The sequence below is a fragment of the Candidatus Poribacteria bacterium genome (assembly GCA_009839745.1).
Taxonomy (GTDB): domain Bacteria; phylum Poribacteria; class WGA-4E; order WGA-4E; family WGA-3G; genus WGA-3G.
The window spans coordinates 1-24,945 of record VXPE01000079.1 but is presented as its reverse complement, the minus strand read 5'-3'; the positions used below and the strand labels follow the sequence as shown (position 1 = coordinate 24,945).

Below are 24,945 nucleotides of genomic sequence, written 5' to 3'. Positions count from 1 at the left end.
CCGAGACTGGGCAGTCTACGTATATTATATCTATGTGAAAAAAATCACGTTCCTGTTGAAAGAAAAGGCACCTTCACAATTTTTGCGGGGTGCATCTTACCACGAATTTCTATATCAATGTTTTCAGTTTCAGGTACCGCTTGTGATTCAATAGAAGCGAACCCGATACTACATTTGAGAGTTGGTGACGGGGCACCACTGGTCACGTCGCCTATGTGTTTGCCCTGCTGATAGATGGCATAACCCGGGCGTGCTACGGCGCGGTCAAGCATCTGAAATCCGATCATCTGTTTCGTGATGCCCTTCTTTTTTTCTGATAGGAGTGCCCTTTTGCCGATAAATTGTCGATTCTTAAGTTTGACGAATCGACCCAACCCAACCTCGAACGGGTTCGTATCGTCGTTCATATCCATGCCGTAGAGACGGAGTCCGGCTTCAAGGCGTAACGTATCGCGTGCGCCGAGTCCTATGGGATGCCCTTCTGCTGCAATTACAGCGGGATAGAGCACTTTCCATAAGTCTTCTGCCGTGCTTGCGTTAACATATAACTCAAAACCGGTTTCACCGGTATACCCTGTTCGTGAAATTATAGTAGGGATCCGCGCAACTTTACCTACCACGAACCGAAAAAACGAAATTTGAGAAACATCCCGTTCAGGGACAAACAGGTTCAGAATATCTATTGATTTTGGACCTTGTAGTGCGATGAGCGCGGTATCCTGGGATATGTCTTTGACTTCTGCGCCTGTGTCGTTACAGGTCTCCACCCACGCCAGGTCTTTTTCAATATTGGCAGCGTTGACCACCAGCATATAGTGGTTATCAGCCTGTCGGTAAATGAGTAAGTCGTCAACAATTCCGCCTGTTTCATTGCAGAATAGCGTATACAACACACGCCCATCGCTTAAACGACTTGCATCGTTTGTGCTGAGTTTCTGCACCAATTCGTTTGCCCCCTGTCCAGAAACTTCAATCTCTCCCATGTGGGACAAATCAAACAAACCGACAATACTCCGGACAGCCAAATGTTCCGTAACGATGCTGCTATACTGAAGGGGCATCTCCCAACCGCCGAATTCAGTGAATTTCGCATTGAGGTTTTTGTGAACCTCATAAAGGGGCGTTCTCTTCATCTTTTAAAGTCCATAGATACCAGCGAGATTTCCACCGAAAATCTGTGCTTCGGCATCATCGCCGAGTTCCAAACGCTTCAGGGCGTTGATAACCTGAATGGGACGGTACTCAGGTAAATTAGAACCGAAGACTATCTGCTCAGGTCCAAGCGCGTCAACGGCGGTTTTTACTTCCGTTGGCACAACGGTATCTGGATCCGTTCCCCACCGCCGATGGAAGCGTAAGATAGTCGTCCCCAACGAGATATTTTTATTCGCTTTTGCCACGGTGATAGCCGACTCTAAATCGTCTGGAAATCCCATGTGATCCATGATAACCGGGGTTTCTGGTACCCAACTTGCCACAGTGCCGATCCGATTCGGGTGGCAATTGTTGGGTCCAGAATGAATTGAAACAATAAGTCCGTAATCACGGGCAGCTTCAACGACCGGACGCACGATTTCATCATCCACGTTGTAGTTGTGAACAGCAGGCATCAGTTTGATGCCGCGCATGCCCCACGCCTCGGCTGCCAACCGAACCTGCGCAACGGGTTCTGGTTCCGTTGGATGCACGAGAGCACACCCCAAGGCACGCGAATTACCGCGAATTGCATCGGCAAGCTCACTATTTTGGGGAAGGGGTTGGGTATTCGGCATAATAACCGCAACATCCATGTCGGCTTCATCCTCTAATGCCAACAAGGGTGCTAAATCAAGGTTTCCATTTTCATCACGGAATGAATCGTTGAGATAGGCTTCAAAATCTCCGCGCATGACGGGCTCCTATTATTAATTTCCTTTATGGGGTCAAAGGTTCGTTCACAAGGATCGGTCCAGTTGTACCAACTTCAAGGGGCAAAGCCGCCTCCATCACGGAATCTCGGTAAACGGTGTAGGCGGATTCCGCCGCAGCAGCATCGGGAAAACGAATGATAAAAACGATCTGTGCCTCCATCCAATTTTTTAAATCTGGGTTATCCCGATAGCGAGCAGATACGCCGATTGCTGTATCGCTCAATTCTGGGACATTGACGGGCAACGTGTTGTAAATCTGACGCAATGCCCAATTCGATCGGAATAACTTGACACTTCCACTCATCTTATTGCTTGGCAGTAAAGTCAGCATCGGTGATTCTGAAGCAGGTTCTTTGATCTGTGCGGCGATATTTTTTGCGAGCAGCACCATTGCTTCACGAATACCGGTTGCGAATTCGTAGCCTTCAATCTGAATAAAATATTTCCCTTTTGAAAATCGGAGATACCCGCCCGAAAGGATCGCTTTGCTGCCCACCCATTCAAATTTGACTTGTGGATAGATGTGAAAGTTATAAATCCCAAATGCATTTTCGGGGGTGCCCATATCGAAAATCTCGAGCAAAATCAAAGGCTTTGAACCGAATCGAGGGGTCTGGTATTCCACCTCCGACTGCCGCTGAAAACCGTAAGCGTAGAACAGATCTGGTGCCTCAGCTCTGTCCCGATAGAGGGTCTTACCCTCGTAGGTCGACGGTGAACGCGACTGGACCCAATCCAATATTTCGCCATCGTCCGGTAAGAGAAGTTCAGGCGAAATATTTGTGTGTCCGATGTCCTGCGCCGTTGCCAATTCCGGCGACATGCTTGTAATGTTCTCGTAGACCTCCTGCATCACCAATTCTACTCTCTTCAGTGTATTGCTGTGCCAGACCCCGTAAATATATGCATCCTCCTGTTGAACAGCCGTCCAATTTCCGTGTTCTTCACCGCACGAAATCAGCAGCAAACCGCAAAACAGGATCATACTGAGTTGAAAAGAACATCTTGTCTTACATTTCATTCGAGCGCGGGCTCCCACACTGTGTTCTACTACCACTGTTCAGCAAGCTGGTTATAGAGGTCCTCTATCAATTCTTCTACAATAAGCCTTCTGGCTTCCTCACCCGTTTCCATCGGTTCAGCCCGATTGGGGACGATATAGAAGTCATGAACCTGTAGGTAGTTATCACTTTCCTCAATAATTTGGTTGCGGACCCTATCTATAAATTGGTATTCTATCTGGAGCGTCATTCGCACGAGTTCGACTTCACCATTCGGTCCGAATCCGTGCTCTTTTACGTTGTAATCCTGTATTGTCATCGTAAATTCGGCATCGTTTCCGTCTCGCCATTTACGGTTGAAGCGTTGGGTTAGCTTCTCATGGATGACTTCATCGTTGGGACGCTGGGAGGCGTTATCATAAGCAAAATCTGCATCCAGGATTTCAATAGGTGTGATACGAATGGTAGAGATGTGTTCTAAATACTCTGATTTGGAAACATAACCGCATCCAGAGATCAAAATTAGCCCAATTGGTAAACTTACCAAGGTGAACAGCCTTTTAAACATTTTTCTCTCCCGAATTTTGTTGGAAAATGGGACCCGACGGGTATCCTAAAGTGAGTTTGGGGCTCCCGAAGTTTTGCCTGTTCGGTTTAAAATATTAAACGATCCATTAGTGCAGGTCGCTGAAAATTGACTGGAGCCGCTTTCGGTCGTGGTGCTGTCTGTTTTCCACCATAAAACACAGATTTAACGGTATCAACAACGTATCGTTTATAGGTAGGTGACAATAGCACAACAAAGACGAGAACAAGGAGTATGAGAACAATGGCTAAAAAATAGGTGAGCCATCTCTGATCGAGCAAATCGCCTTTATCAAAGGCGTGTTTCGTTAGGTTCCGTCGTGATTTCATCGGATTGCCCTCATTCGGTTGCGTATTTTACTGTGTCCATACGGGCGGCTGTATCGTCCGGGTCAAAGACCGGATTACTTTATGATATTCATATTATAGCACAAACACAGGGAACGTGCAAAATATTTATAGTAAAGTTTAGAATTAATAGGACATCCTGTGCCGGTTCGGTTAGGAAACCGAACCTACCGGGGGCGGAAAGTGTCCATTTATTTTTCGGATCCACTATAATTCGCTTTGACTGCAAGTTCAATATTGAAAATCGGGATATTGGAGGTTGAACATAGAAATAGGGTAAAGGAAGTGCCCTTCACCCTACTTCGTGTTCTATGGAATGGTTTTTACGACGTGTCCCGAACTATCGAGAACGCCCTTTGGGAATGCGCGGTGAGCGTTGATTCCGGAAGTCGCGAGGGTTATCTCGTTGGTCATAGCGGTTCCCGCGTCGTTCACGATTGTCATTAGAACGCCTATCACGGTAGTCCCGAGAGTCCCGAGAGTCTCGAGAGTCCCGATTATCGCGGTAGTTAGAGCGTCCAGAGTCGCGGGAGTCTCTGGGTGCATTCCAATCGGATCCGAACTCACGATTCTCCTCTGATCCGATATTCAGCTCCGCAACGGGGACACCACCTGCGGCGACAAGTGTCAGATCTACGCGATCCTGTTCGTCAATTGTGAGAATACGGACGGTAACCTCGTCACCGACCTGCATAACATCCTCAGCGCGACGGACATACCCGTCTCCCATCTGTGAAATATGAACAAGTCCATCCTTACCGGGCAGGATTTCAACAAACGCGCCAAACGGGGCTGTTCGGACGACCTTACCGGTGTATTCCTTGCCAATCTCAGGCATAGCCGTGATTGTCCGAATTTTCTCTTCTGCCCGTCTGACATCCTCGGCACTCGTTGCGGCAATTTCAACCGTCCCATCATCTTCAATATTGATGGTCGTGCTTGTTTCTTCCTGGATGCCCTGCACAGTTTTGCCACGTGGACCGATGAGGTCTTTGATCTTCTGCTGCGCAATTTGGAGGGAATAAATTCGAGGGGCGTAGGGCGACAATTCCGCACGCGGTTCGGCTATGACAGCGTTCATCTGTTCGATGACTGAAAGGCGTGCCTCTCTTGCCTGATGAATTGCCCGACGCATCAACTCAGGCGTGACACCCTCAATCTTGATGTCCATCTGTATAGCGGTGACACCTTCACTGGTGCCAGCGACTTTGAAGTCCATATCGCCGAGAAAATCTTCAGTTCCGAGCATATCGGTAAGGATGGCTTCCTGTTCACCTTCCTTAATAAGCCCGACACCGATCCCCGCGACTGCTCTTTTAAGGGGGACACCTGCATCTAACAGTGCAAGTGTCGCACCACAGACTGTTGCCATTGAAGATGAGGCATTAGATTCCAAAATCTCGGAGACGACTCGAATGGTATAATGAAAGTCCTCTTTATTCGGGATGACCGGTTCCAACGCTTTTTGTGCGAGGGCACCGTGCCCGATTTCCCTGCGTCCGGGTCCCATCATGCGTTTGACTTCACCCGTACTGAATGGCGGGAAGTTATAATGCAAAAAGAAAGAGCGTCTTGCTTCGCCATCAAGTCCACGTTGGACGTCTTCATCCCCCGATGTACCGAGCGTTGTTACACAGAGCGCCTGTGTTTGTCCTCTGCTAAACAGAGAAGAACCGTGGGTGTGCGGGAGTAATGCCACTTCTCCCGAAATCGGACGAATGTCGGTTACACCGCGACCGTCAACACGTTTCCCCTGCGTGAGAATTGCCTCACGCATCTCTTCTTTCTCGATGTCACTTAAGATAGAGATGGTATCTTTTGTGGCATTCGAATCGGCTTCTTCCGGTGTATCCTCAAGAATTTCTGAGAGCACCTCTGCCTGCACCTGTTCGAGATAATCCTCACGTAACTTTTTGTCTGCCATGCCGATGGATTCTCGAATGCGGGACGTGGCGAGATCTCGGACACGGCTGCTGAGGTCAGACTCGACACTTTTAGCGGCATAGTCGCGTTTTTCGGTGCTACAGCCGGCAGCTAACCCTTCTTGAAGTTTGATGATCTCTTGTATCTGCGTATGGGCAGTGCTAATTGTGTCAATGACTTCATCTTCGGGGATTTCATGTCCACCGCCTTCAACAGACATAACAGCATCCGACTTGCCACTGACGAACAATTCCATACTTGAGGCGTGCAGTTCTTCGTAAGTGGGATTGATGATTAACCTGTCTTCAATTTTTCCGACGGTGACAGCAGCAACGGGTCCATTAAAGGGTATATCAGAGATTGACAATGCTGCAGAAGTTCCGATAAGGGCAGGAACGTCTGCGGGGTGAATGCCATCCGATGAAAACACGTTACATAAAATTTGCACCTCAGCTTTAAAGTCCTTTGGAAAAAGCGGACGAATACAGTGGTCAATTAAACGAGCGACCAACTGTTCTGATGTCCCGGGACGCGGCTCGCGTCGCCCGTAAACTGTTGGTATCCTTCCAGTGGCGTATGCCCTTTCACGATAATCTACGGTTAAAGGGAAGAAATCGAGGTCATGTTCAGCATCATCGGCTACCACCGTGACTAAAACAACTGTTCCACCGTATTGCACCCAAACGGCACCATCTGCCTGTTTCGCAACTTTCCCGGTTTCAATTGATAACTTTTCGCTCCCAAGTTGCATTTCAACTTTCATTCTATATACTACTCCTGTATTTCCTATTTATTTTGTCGTGTCACCAAGTATAAACGATAAAAAATCGGTACCGGTAAAAAATCTAACGCCTCCTCGATCCGATAGTGTCACGAATTCCGAGCTCATTAATTAAACGGTAATAGCGTGTTGCGTCTTTCTTATAAAGATAGCGTAACAAGCGGCGCTGTTTGCCAACTAATCGGAAAAGCCCATGGCGCGAATGATAGTCTTTTCGGTGCGTCTGAAAATGCGTAGTCAACTGTTTTATACGCGCATTCAAAATTGCCACTTGCGTCTCTGGGGAACCAGTGTCTTGTTGATGGGTCTGGTACTGTTGGATTAATTCCTTCTTCTCTGCTGCATCAATTGCCAATTGCGTTCACCCCCTTTTGGTCGAACAACTAACTTTGTAATAGCACTTTAGTAATAGCAAGTTTACGACACTTGCTAAGTCCAAGAAGAATTATCTCGTAAAGGTAATACTACGGGACATCTGTGCTTTGTAAAACATTAAATATGAATAAATACAAAGGCGAATTCGGGAGATCGCTCCCTTCTCTACCTATATTTGCATACATATATAATATCACAAATCAATGCAAAATTCAAATTAAACTCACAATCCCTTGATGCCACCTAAGTTTAAGCGGCATTACCTACAGGGAAGTAGGCGACGCGAGAATTTCTGTCGCCGCTGCGATATCGCGCTGGATCTGTTGAACCAGAAATTCTATATTTGAGAATTTCCTTTCACTCCTAATCTTCTTCACGAAAAATATTTCCACGAGTTTACCGTAGATGATTTCATCAAAATTGAAGAAGTGTCCCTCCACCTGAATATTTACACCGTTAAACGTAGGACGCATTCCGATATTCAATACGCCGTCTAACCACCGTTCCTCTAACTTCGCCCGGATAGCATAAACACCATTAGGGGGATAGACTTGATTCTGGGTCTCTATATTCGCGGTGGGAAACCCAATTTCTCTACCACGTCCATCACCGTGGACGACCTTGCCGATCAAGGAATACGGGCGTCCCAATAACTGTGCGCTTTGCCGAAGATCGCCTTGTGCAAGGGCTTCTCGGATCCGAGTGCTATGGACGGGAGTCCCCTTGATTTCTGTCGGTGGCACGACAGAAACATCGAAGGCATATCCGTTGCTAAGTTCCACCAGTCGTTCTGCATTGCCTGCCCGATTTTTTCCAAATTGGCAGGCATACCCAACAACGACGTGCTTCGCTCGACATTTCTCTAAGAGCACTCGCTCTACAAAGGCTTCAGGAGACATTGAGGCGATCTGTGCGTCAAAACTGAGCATAACAATTTCGTCAACGCCAAATTGTTGAAGTATTTCGACGCGTTTCAGGAGAGGGGTCAGGAGAGGTGGGCACCGTTCTGGAGCAAGGAAGGCAAGGGGATGCGGGTAAAAACCGACCAATACACTCGCCAAGTTATCATGCGCAGCGTGTTTAAGAAGTGTGTTAATAACGGCTTGGTGTCCAAGATGGATACCATCAAACACCCCAAAAGTGACAGCAGTCTCTCTGTCAAATTCAACTATATCGTTCAGACTATAAGGTGTGATTGCGACCTGTGAATCGCTCCCACTACAGGCATTTTCCACGTTGCTCAATCCTTCTGGCAATCACCATATCTGGAATGATCTGGATCGATGTAGCGTTGTGAAGCTTGAACAAGCGCGGCAATGGCTAATGGATAGGGCATGGCAATCCGACATCCTGCGGCGCGGGCGTGTCCGCCACCTTGAAACTCTGCGGCAAGTCGACTCACATCAACGTATTCTTGGCTGCGTAGGCTCACTTTTGTACTTCGATCCGTCATCTCAGACACACAGAGTGCCACCTCAACCCCCGCAATGGCTTGGATCTGGTTTACAACGCCCTCTACTGCATCAGCAGCCGTTCCGGTTTCGCGAAACATCGCTTGTGTCGCATACACCGAGGCTATCTTTCCATCATCCGTGATTTCTAATGTCCTGAGAACCTCACTCAACAGGTGCATTTTCGCAACAGGGACCTGTTCATAGACGTTCCGATAGACTTTATCCGGCGTGAAGTCGCCAATCCCAATTAATTCTGCGGCAATTTGATGGGTTTCGGCTGTGGTATTACTATGTCGAAAACAGCCGGTATCAAACATCAATCCTGTATAGAGACAAAGCGCACACGCTTTGCATATCGGGAATTCGTGGTGTTTAATGAGTTTGTAAACAATCTCTGAAGTGGAAGAAGCGGTAGGTAAAATGAGGTTAATGTCACCGAATGCCTCTGCGGTGGCGTGATGGTCAATGTTAACGAGGCTGTGTATCGGAAGCAAAGTTTTGGAAAGTCCCTTTCCAATTCGTTCCAGCGTACTCGCATCTAACACAATCAACACTTCAGGACGATATGTTCCAACGGAGTGTGCGCCCTCAATACCATCCCAAAACGGGAGAAATCGATAATTAGGTGGGACGACATCCGTGTTAAATATCTTTACGGATTTACCCAGTCTCGTCAGAAAAAAGTAAAGCCCCAATTCGGAACCGATTGCATCACCATCGGGATGAATGTGCGTTGAAAGCGCGAAGGTGTGGTATTGGTCAAATAAGGTAAGGAGCGCGTCGTAGTCCGGTGTATTAGCCATCTGTAGGGTGTTCATGAAGCATCGCTGCGTGTCTTATGTCGTTTCGTCTTCGGTCGTTACAGATTTGAGGAGCCCATCTATTTTAAAGAGATAGTCAGCGGATTCATCTATAGCGAACCGGAGTTCCGGCGAATGGCGGAGCGTCAGACGGTTTCCGATTTCACGCCGAAGAAACCCCGCTGCACTCTTTAAACCCGCGAGCGTCTTGCTTTTCTGCTCCTCATCGCCGATGACGCTCACCTTTACATCCACATACTTCAGATCCGGGGACACGGATGCCTGTGTGACAGTGCAAAACGCGACGCGCGGGTCCTTGACAGAACGTTGGATAATCTCGCTTAATTCTCGCTGAATGAGGGCACCTACCCGATCTTGTCTTCTATTCTCTATCATATCCATTCTACCTCTTGCAGCACATTTTGGTTGGCAAACTTTATCAAAAGAAAAACTCCGTTTCGTAATCTACTAATTCAGCTTCTACATTCGTCTCAACAAAAGTGATAAGATGTGAGATGATCTTATTCAGATGGACAGCATCGTTGGAAACTGAAACGGCAGCTAATATGGCGAACTGATGTGCCTCCAAGGCTTCAACTTCAGCGATGGCGATGTTGAAGCGGTTCTTAAGTCTCGCGATGAGGCTTTTGACAACCCGACGTTTCGCCTTCAGCGAGTGACTTTCCGGGATTCGGAGACGAATTTTACAAACACCGATATGCATGAATGTGTCAGTCAATTGTGGGTGCGATTCACAACCGCAGCCCTTATGAAAATACGCTACTGTCGGAAGGGGACCCATTTAGGAAAGCGAGCGTGCCACTTGTTCGTAAACGTAGCATTCAAGGACATCCCCGACTTTCAAATCATCGAACGTTTCAATCCCTATTCCACATTCGTAGTTCGCTTGGACCTCATTGACATTATCTTTGAATCGGCGAAGCGAATTGACTTTACCTTCGTGAATCAATCGATTATCGCGAAGTATACGCAGGGGTTGATTAAAGGAAATGCGTCCCCAATTGACGTAACTACCGGCAACCAAACCCAGGCGTGGGACTTTGAATAATTCACGGACCTCCGCCCGTCCGATAACGACTTCTCGGACCTCAGGATCCAGCAGGCCTTCCATAGCTGAACGAATATAGGAGATGAGATTATAAATGATGTTGTAGGTACGGACATCAATCCCCTCCGTCTCTTTCGCCTGGACCGCCTCCGTTGTAGGATGAACGTTGAAGCCGACGACAATGGCATCAGAAGCGGAGGCAAGCAAAATGTCGGTTTCAGTGATCCCTCCGACCGCCTCATGAATGATGTTAATCTTAACCTCATCGGTACTCAAATCGAGCAGTGATGAGGCAACGGCTTGCACGGAACCTTGCACATCGCCTTTAAGAACGACGTTCAATTCTTTAATCTCGCCTTCCTGAATTTGTTGGAAGAGGTTATCCAAACTGACGTGGCTATTTGCCCCGAGTTTTTCATTGCGGTATTGGTCCTGACGGGCTTCACTGATAGTACGTGCGTCCTTATCGGACTCAACGACATAGAATCGGTCACCCGCTTCTGGGACACCGGTAAAACCGAGCACTTCAACAGGACATGACGGTCCAGCTTCTTTCATCCGCTTCCCGAAATCGTCCATCATTGCCCTAACTTTTCCAGAATACCTACCTGAAACAAAAACATCACCAACCCTCAATGTACCCGACTGGACGAGAACGGTTGCGATGGCACCGCGCCCTTTGTCAACCTGTGCTTCAATCACAACACCCCGTGCTGGCTTACTGGGGTTCGCTTTGAGCTCCAACAGTGCTGCTTCCAATAGGAGCATCTCAAGCAAAAAGTCAATGCCTGTTCCATCTATAGCCGAAGTCTCAACACAAATTGTTTGTCCACCCCAGTCCTCTGTTAGGAGACCCTGTTCTGCCAATTGTTGCTTGACGTAGTCTGAACGTGCCCCGGGGACATCTATTTTGTTAATTGCGACGACAATAGGAACCTTTGCGGCTTTCGCGTGACTGATCGCTTCAATTGTCTGAGGCATGACACCGTCGTCAGCTGCGACGATGAGAACGACAATATCGGTCACTTGTGCCCCGCGCGCTCGCATCGCGGTAAAAGCAGCGTGCCCGGGTGTATCCAAGAAAACGATGCTCCCCCCTTTTAATGTTACGTGATACGCTCCAATATGTTGTGTTATGTTACCCGCTTCAGATTCACTGATATTTGATTGACGAATGGAGTCTAAAAGAGAGGTTTTACCGTGGTCGACATGTCCCATGATTGTGACAACCGGGGCTCGAGGTTGTAAAGATTCCGGGTCATCCGGTATCTCAGTCAGCAGTTCTTCTTCGAGCGTCTTTGCCCTAACTGCTTCAAAACTCAGATGTTCCGATAGCATCACAAGTGTATCGTAATCAAGCCGCTGATTGATGTTAGCCATCACTTTCAACTTCATGAGACGCATAATCAACGCTGAAGGTTGCAACGCTAACACGGCTGCGAGGTCAGCAACAGTCGTGCCTTCCACAACCTGCAAACTATCGGTTGTCGCAGCGGCTTCCGGCGCAGCGGCGTTTTCAACAGCGTCTTCGGACGCAGAGACAGGGGCTTTGACCGGTTCGGCAGCCAATTCTGATTCAAGAAGAGAGACGGTGTCTGGATCAAGAACACTCATCCTGTTTTTAACGCGAACGCCATGTTCCTCAAGTAGAGCAATAAGTTCCTTGTTTGTTAGGTTGTATTCTTTTGCCAATTCATAAACACGCGTACCGGGGACTTGGTTTTCCTCTTGACTCCGTTTGGCGGGATTTCCCCGCCGGCGTTGGGCTTTGCCCATAGTAATACCTCCTTTTCTTCCTTATGTACCCATAGACTTTTGGATTTCTTGAAGAAGCACTTGTTCAAACTGCGCTATATTCTCACTTGCCAGTTGCACACGTAATAAAGAATTAATCCGTTTGGGAGACTTGAAAGCCTTCTGAATACAGTCTTGAGAGAGACAAACATAAGCCCCGCGCCCACCTAACTTCTTTTGGCTGTCGATTCGCAATTGTCCATCCGTTTGACAGAGAAACCGAACCAATGCTTTCTGCGGCAATTTTCCACGGCATCCGATGCAAGTGCGGATAACATCCCTCAATGACTTCACCTACTTTTAAGACTCACTCGGTATCAAAATCATCATCCTCAGAAGCGGTAGATGTGTCCTTCTCTATCTCCTCGGCGTTATGCTCTGCCGCCTCGGTTTCAAAAGCATCGGCGTCTGGGTCTATCTCAACGTCCTCTGTTGAATCCGGCACATCCGCAGTTGCTTGTTCTTGCAGATTTTGGTCAAGGTGCTCCTCTTGATTGTCTTTTTCTTGATTGTCTGGGGCTTGCTCAGGTGTTTCATCAGAACCTTCCGGTTTAAAGAGTTCATTAATCGAAACAGTATCTTCGGATTCACCCTTTATGTCAACCTTCCAACCCGTCAATTTCGCGGCGAGTCGCGCATTCTGTCCGCGTTGCCCGATCGCTAAAGACAACTGATTGTCCGGAACAATCACAAGAGCACTCTGATTTTCATTATTCAACTCAACCCTACGCACACCCACTCGAGCCCCCAGTGCATTCGCAATAAAGACACTGGGATCTTCACTCCATTCCAGTAAATCTATTTTCTCATCATCAAGTTCACCGACGATCGTCTGGACCCGTATCCCTTTGACGCCCACACATGTGCCTACGGCATCAATACCTTCTTCTGTTGCCCGGACGGCTACCTTCGCTCGATTCCCAGGATCGCGTGCGACCGCCATAATCTGAACCTGACCTTCATAAATTTCAGGGACCTCCTGCTCAAATAACATTGATACCAAGTCCCGATGCGTCCGAGATACGATAATCGGAGGACCCCGCATCTCATTCTTCACAGATAGAATTAAACATTGTAAGCGTTTACCACGCTCATAGGTGTGAGAACGCGGCGTCTCGCGAGGGGGTAAAAATGCCTCTGTCTGCTCAAGATCCAAAATAACGCCACCCCGCTCAAAACGTTGAACGTATCCCGTAACAATTTCGCCTTCGCGTTCCGCAAACTCTTGATAAATCTTTTCTCGCTCCGCCTGCTTGATTTTCTGGAAAAAGATTTGCCTCACTAACTGCGCTTGGATCCGCCCAAACTCATTAGGAGTGACCACAACATCCTCCAGCATTTCCCCAACCTCAATGTCCTCTTGAAGTTGCACCGCTTGCTCTATCGGAATCTCTGTCGAGAAATCACGCATAATATTGACCACTTTTTTCGGGACATAGCAGCGTATATCATCTTTCTCCAAATTAATCTCAACAGAAACGTTGGCATCAGCCCCGTGAACGCGTTGTGCAGCGAGAAGTAATGCATCTTCTAATGCTTCAACGTAAACCTCTTCAGGTAAATCGGTCTGTGCCATATTTTGACGTATAGCGTTTTGGAGGTTCTCTAACATAATAATTGATGTCCGCGGTCTCTTTTTAGTATACAGGTTGGCAAGCGTCGTCCTGTATCAGCAGTCCGCGTGCTCCTTTCCATCTTTTTATAGTGGTAGTGTGTCTCTGGTGCTTGTTCTCTACCATTTCAAGTGTATACGGGCATTGAGAATTTGCGAAATTTTAACGGAGATGTCCTTCCCATGAGCCTGCGTTAAGACGACTTCTTCAGGGTGTACCTCTACAACAGTGCCTTGTATCTGACGTGTGTGATCATTTTGGGCGATGATTTCTATCTGAACGGTCCGCCCACAATTTCGCTGAAAATCCTTAGCAGTTCGTAAGGGTCGGTCTATGCCGGGAGAAGCCACTTCCAACTGAGCATAGTTTGCTAAATGCTCATGAACCTCTAAAATCGGACGGACGACCTGGTTCACCATTTGACAATCCGCCACCGAAAGCCCATCTCTTTTGTAAATGAGGAGGCGCAGCGTTTTGGAATGTGTTTCAACATCCACAAGCTCGATACCATCAGTGTCAAGCATCGGTGCTAACATCTCGATAATGGAGTTTTTCTCGGCTGCTGTCATACCAACATATAATATAAAAAATAAAAAAACGCGATACTCCCAATCATAGAGGTCTTCGCGGTTTCTGTGATGTCGTAGTACACAGTTGATAGGAATAGATAAATCGAGGACGAAGACCTCACCTGAATTCCAAGGACTGCGTTTTACGACCCTACCGATGCCGAAGCAACGGGGTATCAATTCTCTCCCATCCACCTCTATGTTACATAATACCCGTTTTCCTTTTTTTCGTCAAGCCAATTTGGAAATCTAAAGGCTTTCGCAAAGATTATGACATAATTGTATCATATTCTGTGCTGAAAGTCAAATTAAATCCAAGCGGTCTCCGCCTATGGATAGGGTAAAAGTAATTTTTATTCCCGTGATAAATATGCTATACTATTTTCCATGAGCATGTTCCGCGAACACTGGATCGGTGGGTTAGTCGCTTATAGCGCTTTTTTCACCATCTCACTTATCATCACCTTCGCCGTTCCAATCCTTTATGATACTGTGCCACAGGAGTGGAATCCAACGATTCCGCCGGTGAGAGATATTGTAAAAATTATCGGCTGTTTTGTTGTAGCAGTCCTGTTCGGATTGTGGCCAGATGTCGACATTAAGAGCAAGAGTCAAAAAATATTTTATACTGTCCTCTTTACGTTGAACGTAGTCTTGATCGTTTTTTTTCAAAAGTATCTGGAATCGGCACTGCTGGGCTTATTCGCGATGCTCCCAATTATGAGCAAACATCGGGGGTGGACACATGCCAAAGTTACGATGATTTTGCTACCCAGCGTGTTTCTGTTAATCCCGATTTATGCCGCATATTCAGAGTGGGAGACAAATGGGACGCTCATAGACGCACTCACTGCCTTGCGAGAGTGGGAAGGACTTATGGGGGCGATCCGCAGCGGTTTTCCGTTCTATGTGGCGAGTTTTATCGGGTACGCGACGCATCTTCATCTGGATGGGATTTTATTTTGTTCGCGGAAGGCGCAACGCCGGAAGGCACGAGTTAACCAATGAACACAACTACCCAACCCTTCCAAGAATTCTTTGATAACCCGATCCTCCGGGCACTCATAACCTTCGCAAAAGAGCGAGGTGTGGAGCTCTATCTCGTCGGGGGGAGCGTGCGGGATTTGTGGCTCGGACGGCAGACGACAGATATTGATTTTACGTTGGCTTCTAATGCGATCCAGTTCGCGAAAGCGTTCGCAGCCACTATCGGAGCAATCGCTATCGCCTTAGAAGAAAATCCGCCCACAGCCCGCGTGATTGTTAAGCCGAACAGCACTTCACAACCTCCGCAGCTCAGTATGGATTTCGCACAGTTCCGAGCCGCATCACTCACTGACGACTTACGTCTCCGGGACCTGACAATTAATGCTATGGCAATTGCGCTTGAAAATGTAGAAACTTTTACACGTATGGCACGCGAACAAATCCTCTGTCGGGTAATTGACCCATGCGGTGGTATGAAAGACTTGGAGACAGGCATGCTCCGATTTCCGAGTGAGCAGGTGGTGATAGCGGATCCGGTGCGGCTTCTACGGATTTATAGATTTGCAGCACAGTTAGATTTTGAGCTCACCCAAGAGGCAATCGATCTCGTAACAGCCTATAGGTCGATGCTGTCTAATGTAGCAGCGGAACGATGTCGAGACGAACTGATGAAAATTTTTCACGTTAAGAAGGCACACCCATATTTACAACAAATGGAAGTATCAGGACTCCTCACACAGGTCGTTCCGAGCATCGAAGAGACACGTCGGACTTTGACCTTCCTTGAGACCTTCGAGGAAAATCCAATGCCTCCGTTCCTACAAACTTACCGCGAGGAAATTGAGCGCTATCTTCGAGAGAAAGTCAGTGTAGAAACCGATAGGCGTTCGCTCATCAAATTGAGTCTACTCTTGGGAAACAATGTGGGGGGTATCGGTAAACGCCTTCGATTCAGCCGAAAGGCGGAGCAGTTTATGGAATGCCTCATCTCGGGAAGCGAGACACTTAAAAACATAATCTCCCAATTGACACAGAAACAGATAAACCACTTCCTGAGAAATCATGCCTCCGATTGGTGGGGTATCCTTCTATATTCAGCGGCAGTGTATCCGATGGATTCGGCAATTCTAAAACAGATTGCTGATACTTACTATGAACACATTCTACCTATCTGTAAGCAGGGGAGACTCATCACAGGGGACGATCTGATTCAGGAGTTCCATTTGAAAGAAGGAACGCAAATTGGAGTGCTGCTGAAGGAGATTGAGGACCGTCAATTTGATGGCGAAATCCGAACCCGGGCAGAGGCATTGGCTGCGGTGGCGGTGTTAATTCGGAAGTGTCCCTAACGTAACTATTCCGTCGGTTTCTCTGCGTTACAATTTCGTTTGATATTTTCGTAGGAGTTTCGGAATCAAAGATAGCAAGAGCAGAAGCACACCAGCGATTCCAAGATAGAGGAGCGTCTTCCAAATATTGCCCTCACCCCTCACAAATGCCCCACCGAGCTGGACAAACACTGCTGTCCCCGGCAACATGAAGATAGCAGAGACGAGTACATAAGTGGGAAACCGAATACTGGTTAACCCATAGGCATAGTTTTGGAGATTGAATGGGAAAATCGGGACCACGCGTGTAAACATCACGATACGCCAGCCTTGTTCTTCAACCTGTTCATCTATTTTGCGGAATTGCGCATTGTCTTTGACCCAACCTTCAACGAGGTCGCGAGCAACGTAGCGGGCAATTAGAAAAGCAACAGAGACAGAGATAATCGAAGCCACGGACGCGTAAAAGATGCCCCACAGGGGTCCGAAGACGAAACCTGCCAAGATAGTTACTGGGGCACCGGGGAGGAAAAAGACAGTGGATACCAGATAAAGCCCAATGTAGACTAAGGGCGCAATTCTGCCAAAACCTTCTACCCATGTTTTGATTTTCGGAACGTTTTCTAAACGAATGTCGTCTGTTACGCCGTAGGCTCTCAATACGAGATAGACAGTCGCGACGACCCCAACCGTAATGAGAATTTTAATGATGCTCTTTTTCATTTTTTGTCGAAATTGCCTCTAAGTAGGATTTAATCTGCGTCTGATATCGGACAGGAATACGGTTATTTTCTACGGCTGCAGCATACGCACGCGACGCGTTGAGGACGACATCGGCATAGGGTAGATAGGCAGGCGCGTCGTCGGTTACCTCACCCGTAAAGACACGAGAAACACCTTCCGCATTGCCAGATGCACCCGTCGTCAGGGTCAGTGCTTCTCCGTTAACCTGAAAGGCGGGTGTTTCCGCACCTGTCAGGGGTGTGGTAGAATCTGGGCGGTCTGTTTCACTCGCCATGCCGCCTGATTCGGCTGTTTGTGATGCTGAGGATGGATCGGAATTTGACGAACCTTCACGAGTCCCCTCAACCTCGCGGCTCCCCGCGTCTTGTCCAGGTCCGCCATCGCTATTCGCAATTCCACCGCCTGCGGATTGCGTTTCAAGAGTCGCCAATGCCAGTTCCTTTTGGTTTGCCGTGAGGTGTGCCTCCAATTCCGCAAGATCGGACGACTTTTCCATCTGCTCAAGGGCAGCAATAATGTCCTGCAAGGTCTCCGGTGTGACGGCTTGCCCCTGAATCTGGTTCAGTGAATCACCAAGAGTACCCTCTGGTAGATCTTCAGCCAAACGTTCAAAGAGTTCCATAAGTTCCGCTTGGAGTTCCGATGGTATCGCAGCCTGTTCAGTGAGGTTTTCCAGTACTGCAGCGAGTTGGTCGGCATCCATACCGCGAAAACTTTGACTCGCTTCTACTGCTTCAGCAATGGCAGTTTGTTCTGATCGCTGCGTGCGGATCTCTTTTTTTAAGGCGCTGAGATGTTTTTGCGCTGTGTTGAGATTCGATGCCGCTTTCAACGCTTTCATCGTATCGGTCATCTGACGCTTTAAGTCCGAATTCTCAACATGTTCTCCTTCAAGGTTTTGAATGATTCTATCTAACGCCTGCTGCTGCGAATGCGTCAGGGGTTGCGGCACCTCATAGAAAGGGGGAATAGTGAAGGATAGCCCAATCAACAGCAGCGGAATCGGAAAAAATTTCAGGAACTTTGGGAGACGATACGGGCTTACGTTTACAACGTCTAAGGTTGTTGCAGTCTCTGCGGCATCTCGAATTTGGAGTTCTGCGAATTCACTTTGGGGATCGGTTCGCATCAATCCAAACGCCGTCCCGAGCCGCTCGCTGAGTCCCATTTTTTCGTCAACAGCCCGCGCGACAGCGTCTAAATCCTGACGATGCTTGACACTGAGACATACACCGACAGCCACCGCGACAAAAATAATAACCCCACTCACACTTAACATTCGGATCGGTAGGGGAATCACTCGGTTCAGAAAGAACAACACCACAAGCAGCACCAGCCCACAGAAGAGCGTAGACGTGATCGTCTGCAGGAGTGCCTGCCGATACATTCTACCCCGAATGTCGGTCAGACAATTTTGGATGTGTTGTGCATCTAATGTTTCGACGGGGGTGTGTTCAGAATTTACCATGTGAGTTCCTCAACTGCTGCCATAACCGTATCTGGGGTAATCGCCTCGAGATTTTCGCGTGCGCGATCGGGATATGCGTCCCATTCTCTGGACGACAGTATTTTCATAAACGAACACCCTTTGCGCGCGACCACGGCGTGTCGGTCCCACGGCGGTGCCCACTGGATAAGGTTAGAGGCACCGAACAGGGCAATCGTCGGCGTTTTTACAGCCGTGCTGAGGTGCATCGGTCCTGTATCGTTGCTGATGTAGAGATTACACCGTTGCAGCAGTGCCGCCAGTTGCATCGGGGTCGCCTGATTGACAATAACGGGTGAATGGGACATCGCGTCCGCCACCTGATCTGCTAATTCACCTTCGCGCGGTCCAGTCGTGATAATAATATGTGCGTCGTATGTTTCATGGAGGCGATCCGCAAGGGTTGCAAAGTTTGATGCATGCCATCGGCGATAGACTGTCGCGGCACCCGGATTGAGCCCGATAATGGGGCTGCCGTCATTCAGCTTTCGGTCTTCAAGAAAATTGTTCACCCATGCCTTGCCTGCCCTATCCACAAATACTTCCGGTTGAGTGTTCCCTGCTTCAATACCCAAAGCGCGAATCACATCGAGATACCGCTCCGTTTCATGCTGCGCTGTATTATTCGGAACTGCGAGATTCAGCAATGTCTTTCCACCAGCGTTCGTTTTGAATCCAACACGGAACGGGATTCTCGCAAGAAATGTGTGAAGAACGAGACGGAACGTCGGCTGCAGCACAACCGCCATTTGGAATTTTCGTCGAGCCATCTGATAGATGAGTTTCGGCACGGAGGTTTGATACGTAAGAACCTCGTTCAGATGTGGGTTTGCGGACACTAACGCCTCTCGTGTCGGGGCTACCATATAAGCGATATAGGCATCTCGAAAGTGTTGGCGTAAGGCACGAATGACAGGTGTTGTGAGAACGGTTTCTCCGAGTGGCGCAAGTCTTATGATTAAAATGCGATGAATCTGATGAGGGGCAAACATCCTGTTCCTTCGCTGGCTATTGCAAATTTGTGCTGTTCACGATATAATACCCCAAAACAGACTGGATGTCAAGATGTATTCCTATCTCCAAAACTTAAAAGAGAAATATCTACGCGGTTGGGAACAACAGGCGACTGTGATCCTACTGGCTTCTGGGCTCCTGCTAACGTTGCACAGGTATTACAGCCGACGGAGTTTTTTCAGGCAACACTTCGCAGAATACTTTCTTAACCTCCCATTGGTAGAGAGCCATTCCTACTATTACTGGTTTCTGACGACGGCACTCACCTTACTCCTCGCGCCTGTCCTTGTTGCGCAATTTGGAACAAAAGAGCGGTTGAAGGACTATGGGTTCCAACTCGGGCATCAGAAACTTGGATGGGGTGTGACAGGAATAGCGTGGTTCCTGATGATACCCGTGGTGATTCTCGCGGTTATCGTATATCCACCTTTCGTAGCAAAGTATCCACTTTGTAAGGCAGTCGCGAGCAGTTGGCAGGCGTTCTTCCCGTATCAACTCGCTTACGGTGTTTACATGTTTTCGTGGGAATTCTTCTTCCGTGGGTTTATGCTCTTTGGACTTGAACGGAAATTCGGGAACTACACCCTCTTAATTCAGACGATTCCTTTTGCGGTGATGCATTACTCAAAACCCTTACCGGAGGCAATCGGTTCTGTGATTGCGGGTGTATTGCTCGGTGTGCTGGCACTGGAAACGCGTTCGTTCATCTACGGCGCGGTAATTCACTGGCTCGTCGCGATGACGATGGATATAGTAGCTGTATCTTTTCCACGTTTCTGAGAATAAACATTTTGTTGCGGTTGCTCAGTAATTGTGCTATAATGTATCAATGATGTGTGAAGAAAAAATACTAAGGTCTGGAGAAGTTGTTATGAAGATGTTAAGGTTGTTCCTCATCATTGCGTTAGTTTTATACGCCAGCACACCTGTGTTTGCTGAATTAAGCGTTGAAGATTTAGAGAAAATTCGCCAGATTGTCAATGAAACTGAGGTCCGGTTAGGGAAACGTATAGAGGCAGTTGAAGGGCGGTTGGATAAACGTATCACGGATTTACGGGACCGCATAAACTTCCAAGGCCATTTAATTATTGCGCTCATCGTTGCTATTCTCACCTTCGTTGCGGTGCCAATGGGGATTATTGTGTATCAATACAACCGGAACCGCGACCGACAAGAAGCAGAAATTAAGGCACTCCGCGACCAAGAAGCAGAAATCCAGATACTCCGACGGAGAATAGAGGAACTTGAACGGAAACCAATCATCCAGGCTTGACCAACAGAAAAACTATGGCACAACCCGACATCCTCCAAACGATACTCAAGGACAGCAATTACCACCTTGACCTGTTTGACCTATCTGAAATTCAGAATTTACGTCAAAGGATAGAGGGCAAAAAAACACCTATCACCTATTGCCCTATTCGAGGAAAAGCAGTCCAGATAAAACCTGAAGAACTGATCCGTCAATTGTATGTGGAACGCCTCTTGAACCGGTACCATTATCCGCGAGAACGTGTCCGGTTTGAACACCTCGTCAACTTCGGTAGAGAAAAGAAACGCGCCGACATTGTTATCCTTGACAAAGACAGAGTCGATACCCCCTATATTATCGTTGAAGTCAAAAAGCCGAAACTCCAAGAGGGTAAGGCACAACTCCGTTCCTACTGCAACGCTACTGGCGCGCCCATCGCTGTATGGACAAATGGCCAACAGATTTCGCACTACCACCGGAGAGATCCAAACTACTTTGAAGACATCACCAATATTCCTAACGCCGATCAGACCTTGGCGGATATCCTCAACGAGCGTTTTACCCTCAAAGATCTCGTGCTTAAGGATAAACTTGCCACGGAGCACAAGTCCTTAAAGGATGTCATTTTGGAATTAGAGGACGAAGTGCTCGCCAATGCAGGCGTAGATGTTTTTGAGGAGGTTTTTAAACTCATTTTTGCCAAACTCTATGACGAATTCAAGAGTCAGGAAGACAAAATGTTTATCAACCGCCTCCTACGGCACAGAATCAATACCATTGTTCAGGAAACAGGTCAATCTTACGACGTGGAGAATCCAGATTATGAGGTTCTGAAGGAAGCGGTTGCAGAAATTCCAGATGATGATTTTCGCGCTATGGCGTTCAGAAATACGGGACAAACTGACACCCAACTCAAAACCAAAATTCAACGGCTTTTTGACGATGCAAGGGACCGGTGGAGAGGCGTTTTTCCTGAACATTCAGCGTTTGAACTTTCTGACAGTCACCTTTCTGTCTGCGTTTCCAGTTTGCAGGATATAAAGTTATTCAACTCCAATTTGCAGGTTGTCGATGAAGCGTTTGAATATCTGGTGAGTAAATCCGCCAAAGGCGAAAAAGGACAATACTTTACCCCACGCCACGTTATAGATATGTGTGTCAAGATGCTTAATCCGCAGCCGGGGGAATATATGATTGACACCGCTGCTGGGAGTTGCGGTTTTCCAGTGCATACCGTTTTCAAACTGACGGGGACGCTTTTCACCAATGCAGAAATCCCTGAAGCAAACAAGGAGTATGTCCTCAAAGTGTTTGGGATCGATTTCGACGAAAAGACCGTCCGGGTGGCGAGAACCCTGAATCTCATTGCAGGAGATGGTGAAACCAACGTTTTGCATCTCAACACGCTGGATTATGAACGGTGGGACGACAGCACAGAGAGAAATAACAGGTGGAGCCGCACTTATGGCGCCGGTTTTGATCGCCTCAAAGCGTTAAGGATGGAGCCAGACGAGAACAAATCATTTGGTTTCGATATTCTGATGGCGAATCCACCTTTTGCCGGGACATCAAGGAGAGTCGTATCCTGCATCAATACAACCTCACCTTTAAACAGAACGGTAAAGCACACACCAAAGTCGGACGCGATATCCTGTTTATTGAACGCAATCTTGATTTCCTCAAACCCGGGGGACGGATGGCAATTGTGCTACCTCAAGGCAGATTTAACAACACGTCTGATAAATATGTCCGTGAATTTATCGCGGAGCGCGCCCGTATCTTGGCTATCGTTAGTTTGCACGGTAACACCTTCAAACCGCATACCGGCACGAAAACGAGCGTTCTGTTCGTGCAAAAGTGGAACGACGATCCTACCGAGGGCCCGCTCTGTCCAAAAGTTGACAACTACTCCGTCTTTTTAGCGGTGAGTGAAAAAGGTGGTAAAGACAATTCTGGCGATTACGTTTTTCTTGAGAATAGCAATGGACAGCACAAATTGGACAAAAACGGTCATCTGATTGTTGATCACGATCTCCACAACCACAACGAGGAGCTTTCCGATGGTATTGCCGAAGCCTTTATTGAATGGGCAAAGAACGAAGATTTAAGTTTTTGGAGGTAATAGGAGCTCGATTCAGCAATATGTTAGCACGCTCTGATGAAAGCAAGAATGATACCCAGAACAGCGATGCCAGCTGTCATCGTCCATTGGAGCGTCTTGATTCCTGTCTCAATTCGGTCAAGACGTTGCCCTTGGGACCTAACCTCGTCGCGAAGCGTGTTAACATTCGACTTAACGTCCGCAACATCCGACTTAACGTCCGCAACATCCGATTTGTCGGCTTTTTGGTCTAATTTTTCGATAACAAACTTAAGTTCTTCTCTAACGTCCTTGACATCCATCTTGTCGGCTTTTTCGTTTATGACATGATCCACGCGGCCTTCAAGCCGCTCCAATCGGATGCCTACATCTTTGAGTGTCTGTAATAATAACTCGTTGAAGTGATTTGACATCGGTAACTCCTCCTATGGTGTAGAATAACAGAAATTTGTGTGGATGTCAAGTAATTATCGCGGAGCGGACAATTACGGAATAATTAATAATGCAGTATTCTGTCGTTGATTATCAATCTATAGTGGATGCCTCTCATTCTCTGCGGCTTGATGCGGAGTTTTTTCGACCTGATTATCTACGGGTTCAACGCAAACTTGAAAAGATTGGTTCGCGCCGACTCATTGATTTTCAAGTCAATATTAGGCACCCGAAAGAAATACAACGAAATTATGTGGATGAGGGTGTTCTATTTTTGAGAGCACAAAATGTGCGTCCCCTATCCATTGATCTAACATCCAACCCTGTTTACATATCGGAAGAAGATGCAGAGTGTTTACAAGACAACACCATCTATTACAAAGATATTCTGATAACGCGATCGGGCGCAAATGCTGGTCAGTGTGCTATCTATCTTGAGGATAGCCATGCTATCTCATCGTCTCATACCTTTATCGTCCAAAGTGGCAGCTTAAATCCGTTCTTTCTCGCCATTTTCCTCAATACGAAGTATGGTGAAGCATTAATACAGAAGGGTAAATACGGTAGTGCCCAACCTGAAGTTGCCCCGCCTTTTTTGTATCAAATTCCTGTGCCGAATTTAGAAAATCTTCAAATGGAGATAGAAAAAACCTATCTCCGGTCAAAAGATCTAACAGAACTATCAAAAACCCGGTATGCCGAAACCCAAACCCTTCTCCTTGACGAACTCGGACTCACCGACTATCAACCGAAGCACAACTTAACCTTTGCCACAGATTATGTCAGCATGCAACACGCAGAGCGTATTGACGCGGATTACTTCCAGCCAAGATACGATGATATTATCAGTGCCATTAAAAGTTATCAGGGGGGTTGGGGAGTGATTGCGAATCAAGCCCAGTTAAAAGATAGCAATTTCAAACCTGAGCCTGAAACGGAATACAAGTATATTGAACTTGCTAATATCGGGCGTGATGGGGAGGTAAAGGATTGTATGGTAGGGCAAGGACAAGATTTGCCAAGTAGAGCACGATGCAAGGTGAACACGGGAGATGTCATTGTTTCATCTGTTGAAGGCTCACTGGAAAGCATAGCCTTGATAACAGGGGAATATGATAATGCTCTCTGTTCAACTGGATTCCATATTATCAATTCGGATGTACTTAATTCGGAAACTCTATTGGTGTTTTTGAAGAGTAGCGTCGGTCAGTTACAACTCAAGAAAGGGTGTAGTGGGACAATCCTCACAGCGATCAATAGAGACGCATTCGGTAGAATTGCTCTCCCAACAATTAGAGCAGAGAAACAGTCTGAAATCCAACAGAAATAGGACTTACGCAATAATGTTTGACATAACCTCATAGAAGGGGTAATATGTT

24 protein-coding genes and 1 pseudogene are annotated in these 24,945 nt (G+C 47.4%); 6 read left to right on the top strand and 19 right to left on the bottom strand.

Annotated elements, in window-relative coordinates; genetic code table 11:
* Positions 1-44: 44 nt before the first annotated feature.
* From gcvT to F4X88_12930, 15 genes are all read right to left on the bottom strand, one after another.
* The gene (gene gcvT, locus F4X88_13000; protein MYA57209.1) at positions 45-1,133 is read right to left on the bottom strand and encodes a glycine cleavage system aminomethyltransferase GcvT; all 1,089 of its coding nucleotides are present in this window, start codon (positions 1,131-1,133) and stop codon (positions 45-47) included.
* A 3-nt stretch (positions 1,134-1,136) separates the two neighbouring features.
* Positions 1,137-1,889 (bottom strand): amidohydrolase, encoded by a 753-nt coding sequence (locus F4X88_12995; protein MYA57208.1) that lies wholly within the window; start codon positions 1,887-1,889, stop codon positions 1,137-1,139.
* A 25-nt stretch (positions 1,890-1,914) separates the two neighbouring features.
* Positions 1,915-2,931 (bottom strand): hypothetical protein, encoded by a 1,017-nt coding sequence (locus tag F4X88_12990; GenBank protein MYA57207.1) that lies wholly within the window; start codon positions 2,929-2,931, stop codon positions 1,915-1,917.
* 29 nt (positions 2,932-2,960) lie between these two features.
* Positions 2,961-3,479 carry a hypothetical protein gene (locus tag F4X88_12985; protein ID MYA57206.1) on the bottom strand — a complete coding sequence of 173 codons (519 nt, stop codon included), beginning with the start codon at positions 3,477-3,479 and terminating at the stop codon, positions 2,961-2,963.
* A gap of 86 nt (positions 3,480-3,565) precedes the next feature.
* Positions 3,566-3,826: a hypothetical protein gene (locus F4X88_12980; protein MYA57205.1), complete on the bottom strand. Its 261-nt coding sequence runs from the start codon at positions 3,824-3,826 to the stop codon at positions 3,566-3,568.
* 358 nt (positions 3,827-4,184) lie between these two features.
* Positions 4,185-6,530, bottom strand: a complete 2,346-nt coding sequence (gene pnp / locus F4X88_12975) for a polyribonucleotide nucleotidyltransferase (GenBank protein MYA57204.1) — start codon at positions 6,528-6,530, stop codon at positions 4,185-4,187.
* Positions 6,531-6,612: 82 nt separating this feature from the next.
* Positions 6,613-6,903, bottom strand: coding sequence for a 30S ribosomal protein S15 (gene rpsO, locus F4X88_12970; GenBank protein ID MYA57203.1), 291 nt, complete (start codon positions 6,901-6,903; stop codon positions 6,613-6,615).
* Between the two features lie 283 nt (positions 6,904-7,186).
* The gene (locus tag F4X88_12965; GenBank protein ID MYA57202.1) at positions 7,187-8,179 is read right to left on the bottom strand and encodes a bifunctional riboflavin kinase/FAD synthetase; all 993 of its coding nucleotides are present in this window, start codon (positions 8,177-8,179) and stop codon (positions 7,187-7,189) included.
* Complete coding sequence (locus F4X88_12960) at positions 8,164-9,195, bottom strand: bifunctional oligoribonuclease/PAP phosphatase NrnA (protein ID MYA57201.1); 1,032 nt, start codon at positions 9,193-9,195, stop codon at positions 8,164-8,166. Before F4X88_12960 ends, F4X88_12965 begins: the two co-directional genes overlap by 16 nt.
* 18 nt (positions 9,196-9,213) lie before the next feature.
* On the bottom strand, positions 9,214-9,573 hold the full coding sequence (rbfA, locus tag F4X88_12955; protein ID MYA57200.1) for a 30S ribosome-binding factor RbfA: 360 nt from the start codon (positions 9,571-9,573) through the stop codon (positions 9,214-9,216).
* Between the two features lie 43 nt (positions 9,574-9,616).
* A complete protein-coding gene (locus F4X88_12950) occupies positions 9,617-9,979 on the bottom strand; it encodes a DUF503 domain-containing protein (protein ID MYA57199.1) in 363 nt (120 codons plus the stop codon).
* Entirely contained in the window at positions 9,980-12,022 is a 2,043-nt protein-coding gene (infB, locus tag F4X88_12945; GenBank protein MYA57198.1) for a translation initiation factor IF-2, read from the bottom strand.
* A gap of 21 nt (positions 12,023-12,043) precedes the next feature.
* The gene (locus F4X88_12940) at positions 12,044-12,334 is read right to left on the bottom strand and encodes a YlxR family protein (protein ID MYA57197.1); all 291 of its coding nucleotides are present in this window, start codon (positions 12,332-12,334) and stop codon (positions 12,044-12,046) included.
* Between the two features lie 13 nt (positions 12,335-12,347).
* Entirely contained in the window at positions 12,348-13,652 is a 1,305-nt protein-coding gene (gene nusA, locus F4X88_12935; protein ID MYA57196.1) for a transcription termination/antitermination protein NusA, read from the bottom strand.
* A gap of 120 nt (positions 13,653-13,772) precedes the next feature.
* A complete protein-coding gene (locus tag F4X88_12930; GenBank protein ID MYA57195.1) occupies positions 13,773-14,402 on the bottom strand; it encodes a hypothetical protein in 630 nt (209 codons plus the stop codon).
* Positions 14,403-14,609: 207 nt separating this feature from the next.
* Between F4X88_12930 and F4X88_12925 the strand changes: the two genes are divergently transcribed.
* Positions 14,610-15,230, top strand: a complete 621-nt coding sequence (locus tag F4X88_12925; GenBank protein MYA57194.1) for a hypothetical protein — start codon at positions 14,610-14,612, stop codon at positions 15,228-15,230.
* Positions 15,227-16,558, top strand: a complete 1,332-nt coding sequence (locus F4X88_12920) for a CCA tRNA nucleotidyltransferase (GenBank protein MYA57193.1) — start codon at positions 15,227-15,229, stop codon at positions 16,556-16,558. Before F4X88_12925 ends, F4X88_12920 begins: the two co-directional genes overlap by 4 nt.
* A gap of 27 nt (positions 16,559-16,585) precedes the next feature.
* Here the strand turns inward: F4X88_12920 and F4X88_12915 are convergent, their stop codons facing one another.
* The 3 genes from F4X88_12915 to F4X88_12905 are packed head-to-tail and all read right to left on the bottom strand — an operon-like array spanning position 16,586 to position 19,759.
* A complete protein-coding gene (locus F4X88_12915; protein MYA57192.1) occupies positions 16,586-17,260 on the bottom strand; it encodes a TVP38/TMEM64 family protein in 675 nt (224 codons plus the stop codon).
* A complete protein-coding gene (locus F4X88_12910; protein MYA57191.1) occupies positions 17,241-18,749 on the bottom strand; it encodes a hypothetical protein in 1,509 nt (502 codons plus the stop codon). Before F4X88_12910 ends, F4X88_12915 begins: the two co-directional genes overlap by 20 nt.
* Complete coding sequence (locus F4X88_12905; GenBank protein MYA57190.1) at positions 18,743-19,759, bottom strand: glycosyltransferase family 9 protein; 1,017 nt, start codon at positions 19,757-19,759, stop codon at positions 18,743-18,745. The genes F4X88_12910 and F4X88_12905 overlap by 7 nt, the downstream gene beginning before the upstream one ends.
* Positions 19,760-19,832: 73 nt before the next feature.
* Here F4X88_12905 and F4X88_12900 point away from each other — a divergent pair, with 73 nt between their 5' ends.
* The 3 genes and pseudogenes from F4X88_12900 to F4X88_12890 all read left to right on the top strand — a co-directional run bounded on the left by F4X88_12900 (position 19,833) and on the right by F4X88_12890 (position 23,155).
* A complete protein-coding gene (locus F4X88_12900; GenBank protein ID MYA57189.1) occupies positions 19,833-20,561 on the top strand; it encodes a CPBP family intramembrane metalloprotease in 729 nt (242 codons plus the stop codon).
* Positions 20,562-20,652: 91 nt separating this feature from the next.
* Positions 20,653-21,054 carry a hypothetical protein gene (locus F4X88_12895; protein ID MYA57188.1) on the top strand — a complete coding sequence of 134 codons (402 nt, stop codon included), beginning with the start codon at positions 20,653-20,655 and terminating at the stop codon, positions 21,052-21,054.
* Positions 21,055-21,068: 14 nt separating this feature from the next.
* Positions 21,069-23,155, top strand: a pseudogene (locus F4X88_12890) (N-6 DNA methylase).
* Positions 23,156-23,178: 23 nt separating this feature from the next.
* On the opposite strand, the gene F4X88_12885 reads toward F4X88_12890, so the two are convergent.
* Positions 23,179-23,547, bottom strand: a complete 369-nt coding sequence (locus F4X88_12885; protein ID MYA57187.1) for a hypothetical protein — start codon at positions 23,545-23,547, stop codon at positions 23,179-23,181.
* An 89-nt stretch (positions 23,548-23,636) separates the two neighbouring features.
* Here F4X88_12885 and F4X88_12880 point away from each other — a divergent pair, with 89 nt between their 5' ends.
* Positions 23,637-24,896, top strand: a complete 1,260-nt coding sequence (locus F4X88_12880) for a hypothetical protein (protein MYA57186.1) — start codon at positions 23,637-23,639, stop codon at positions 24,894-24,896.
* Positions 24,897-24,945 lie beyond the last annotated feature (49 nt).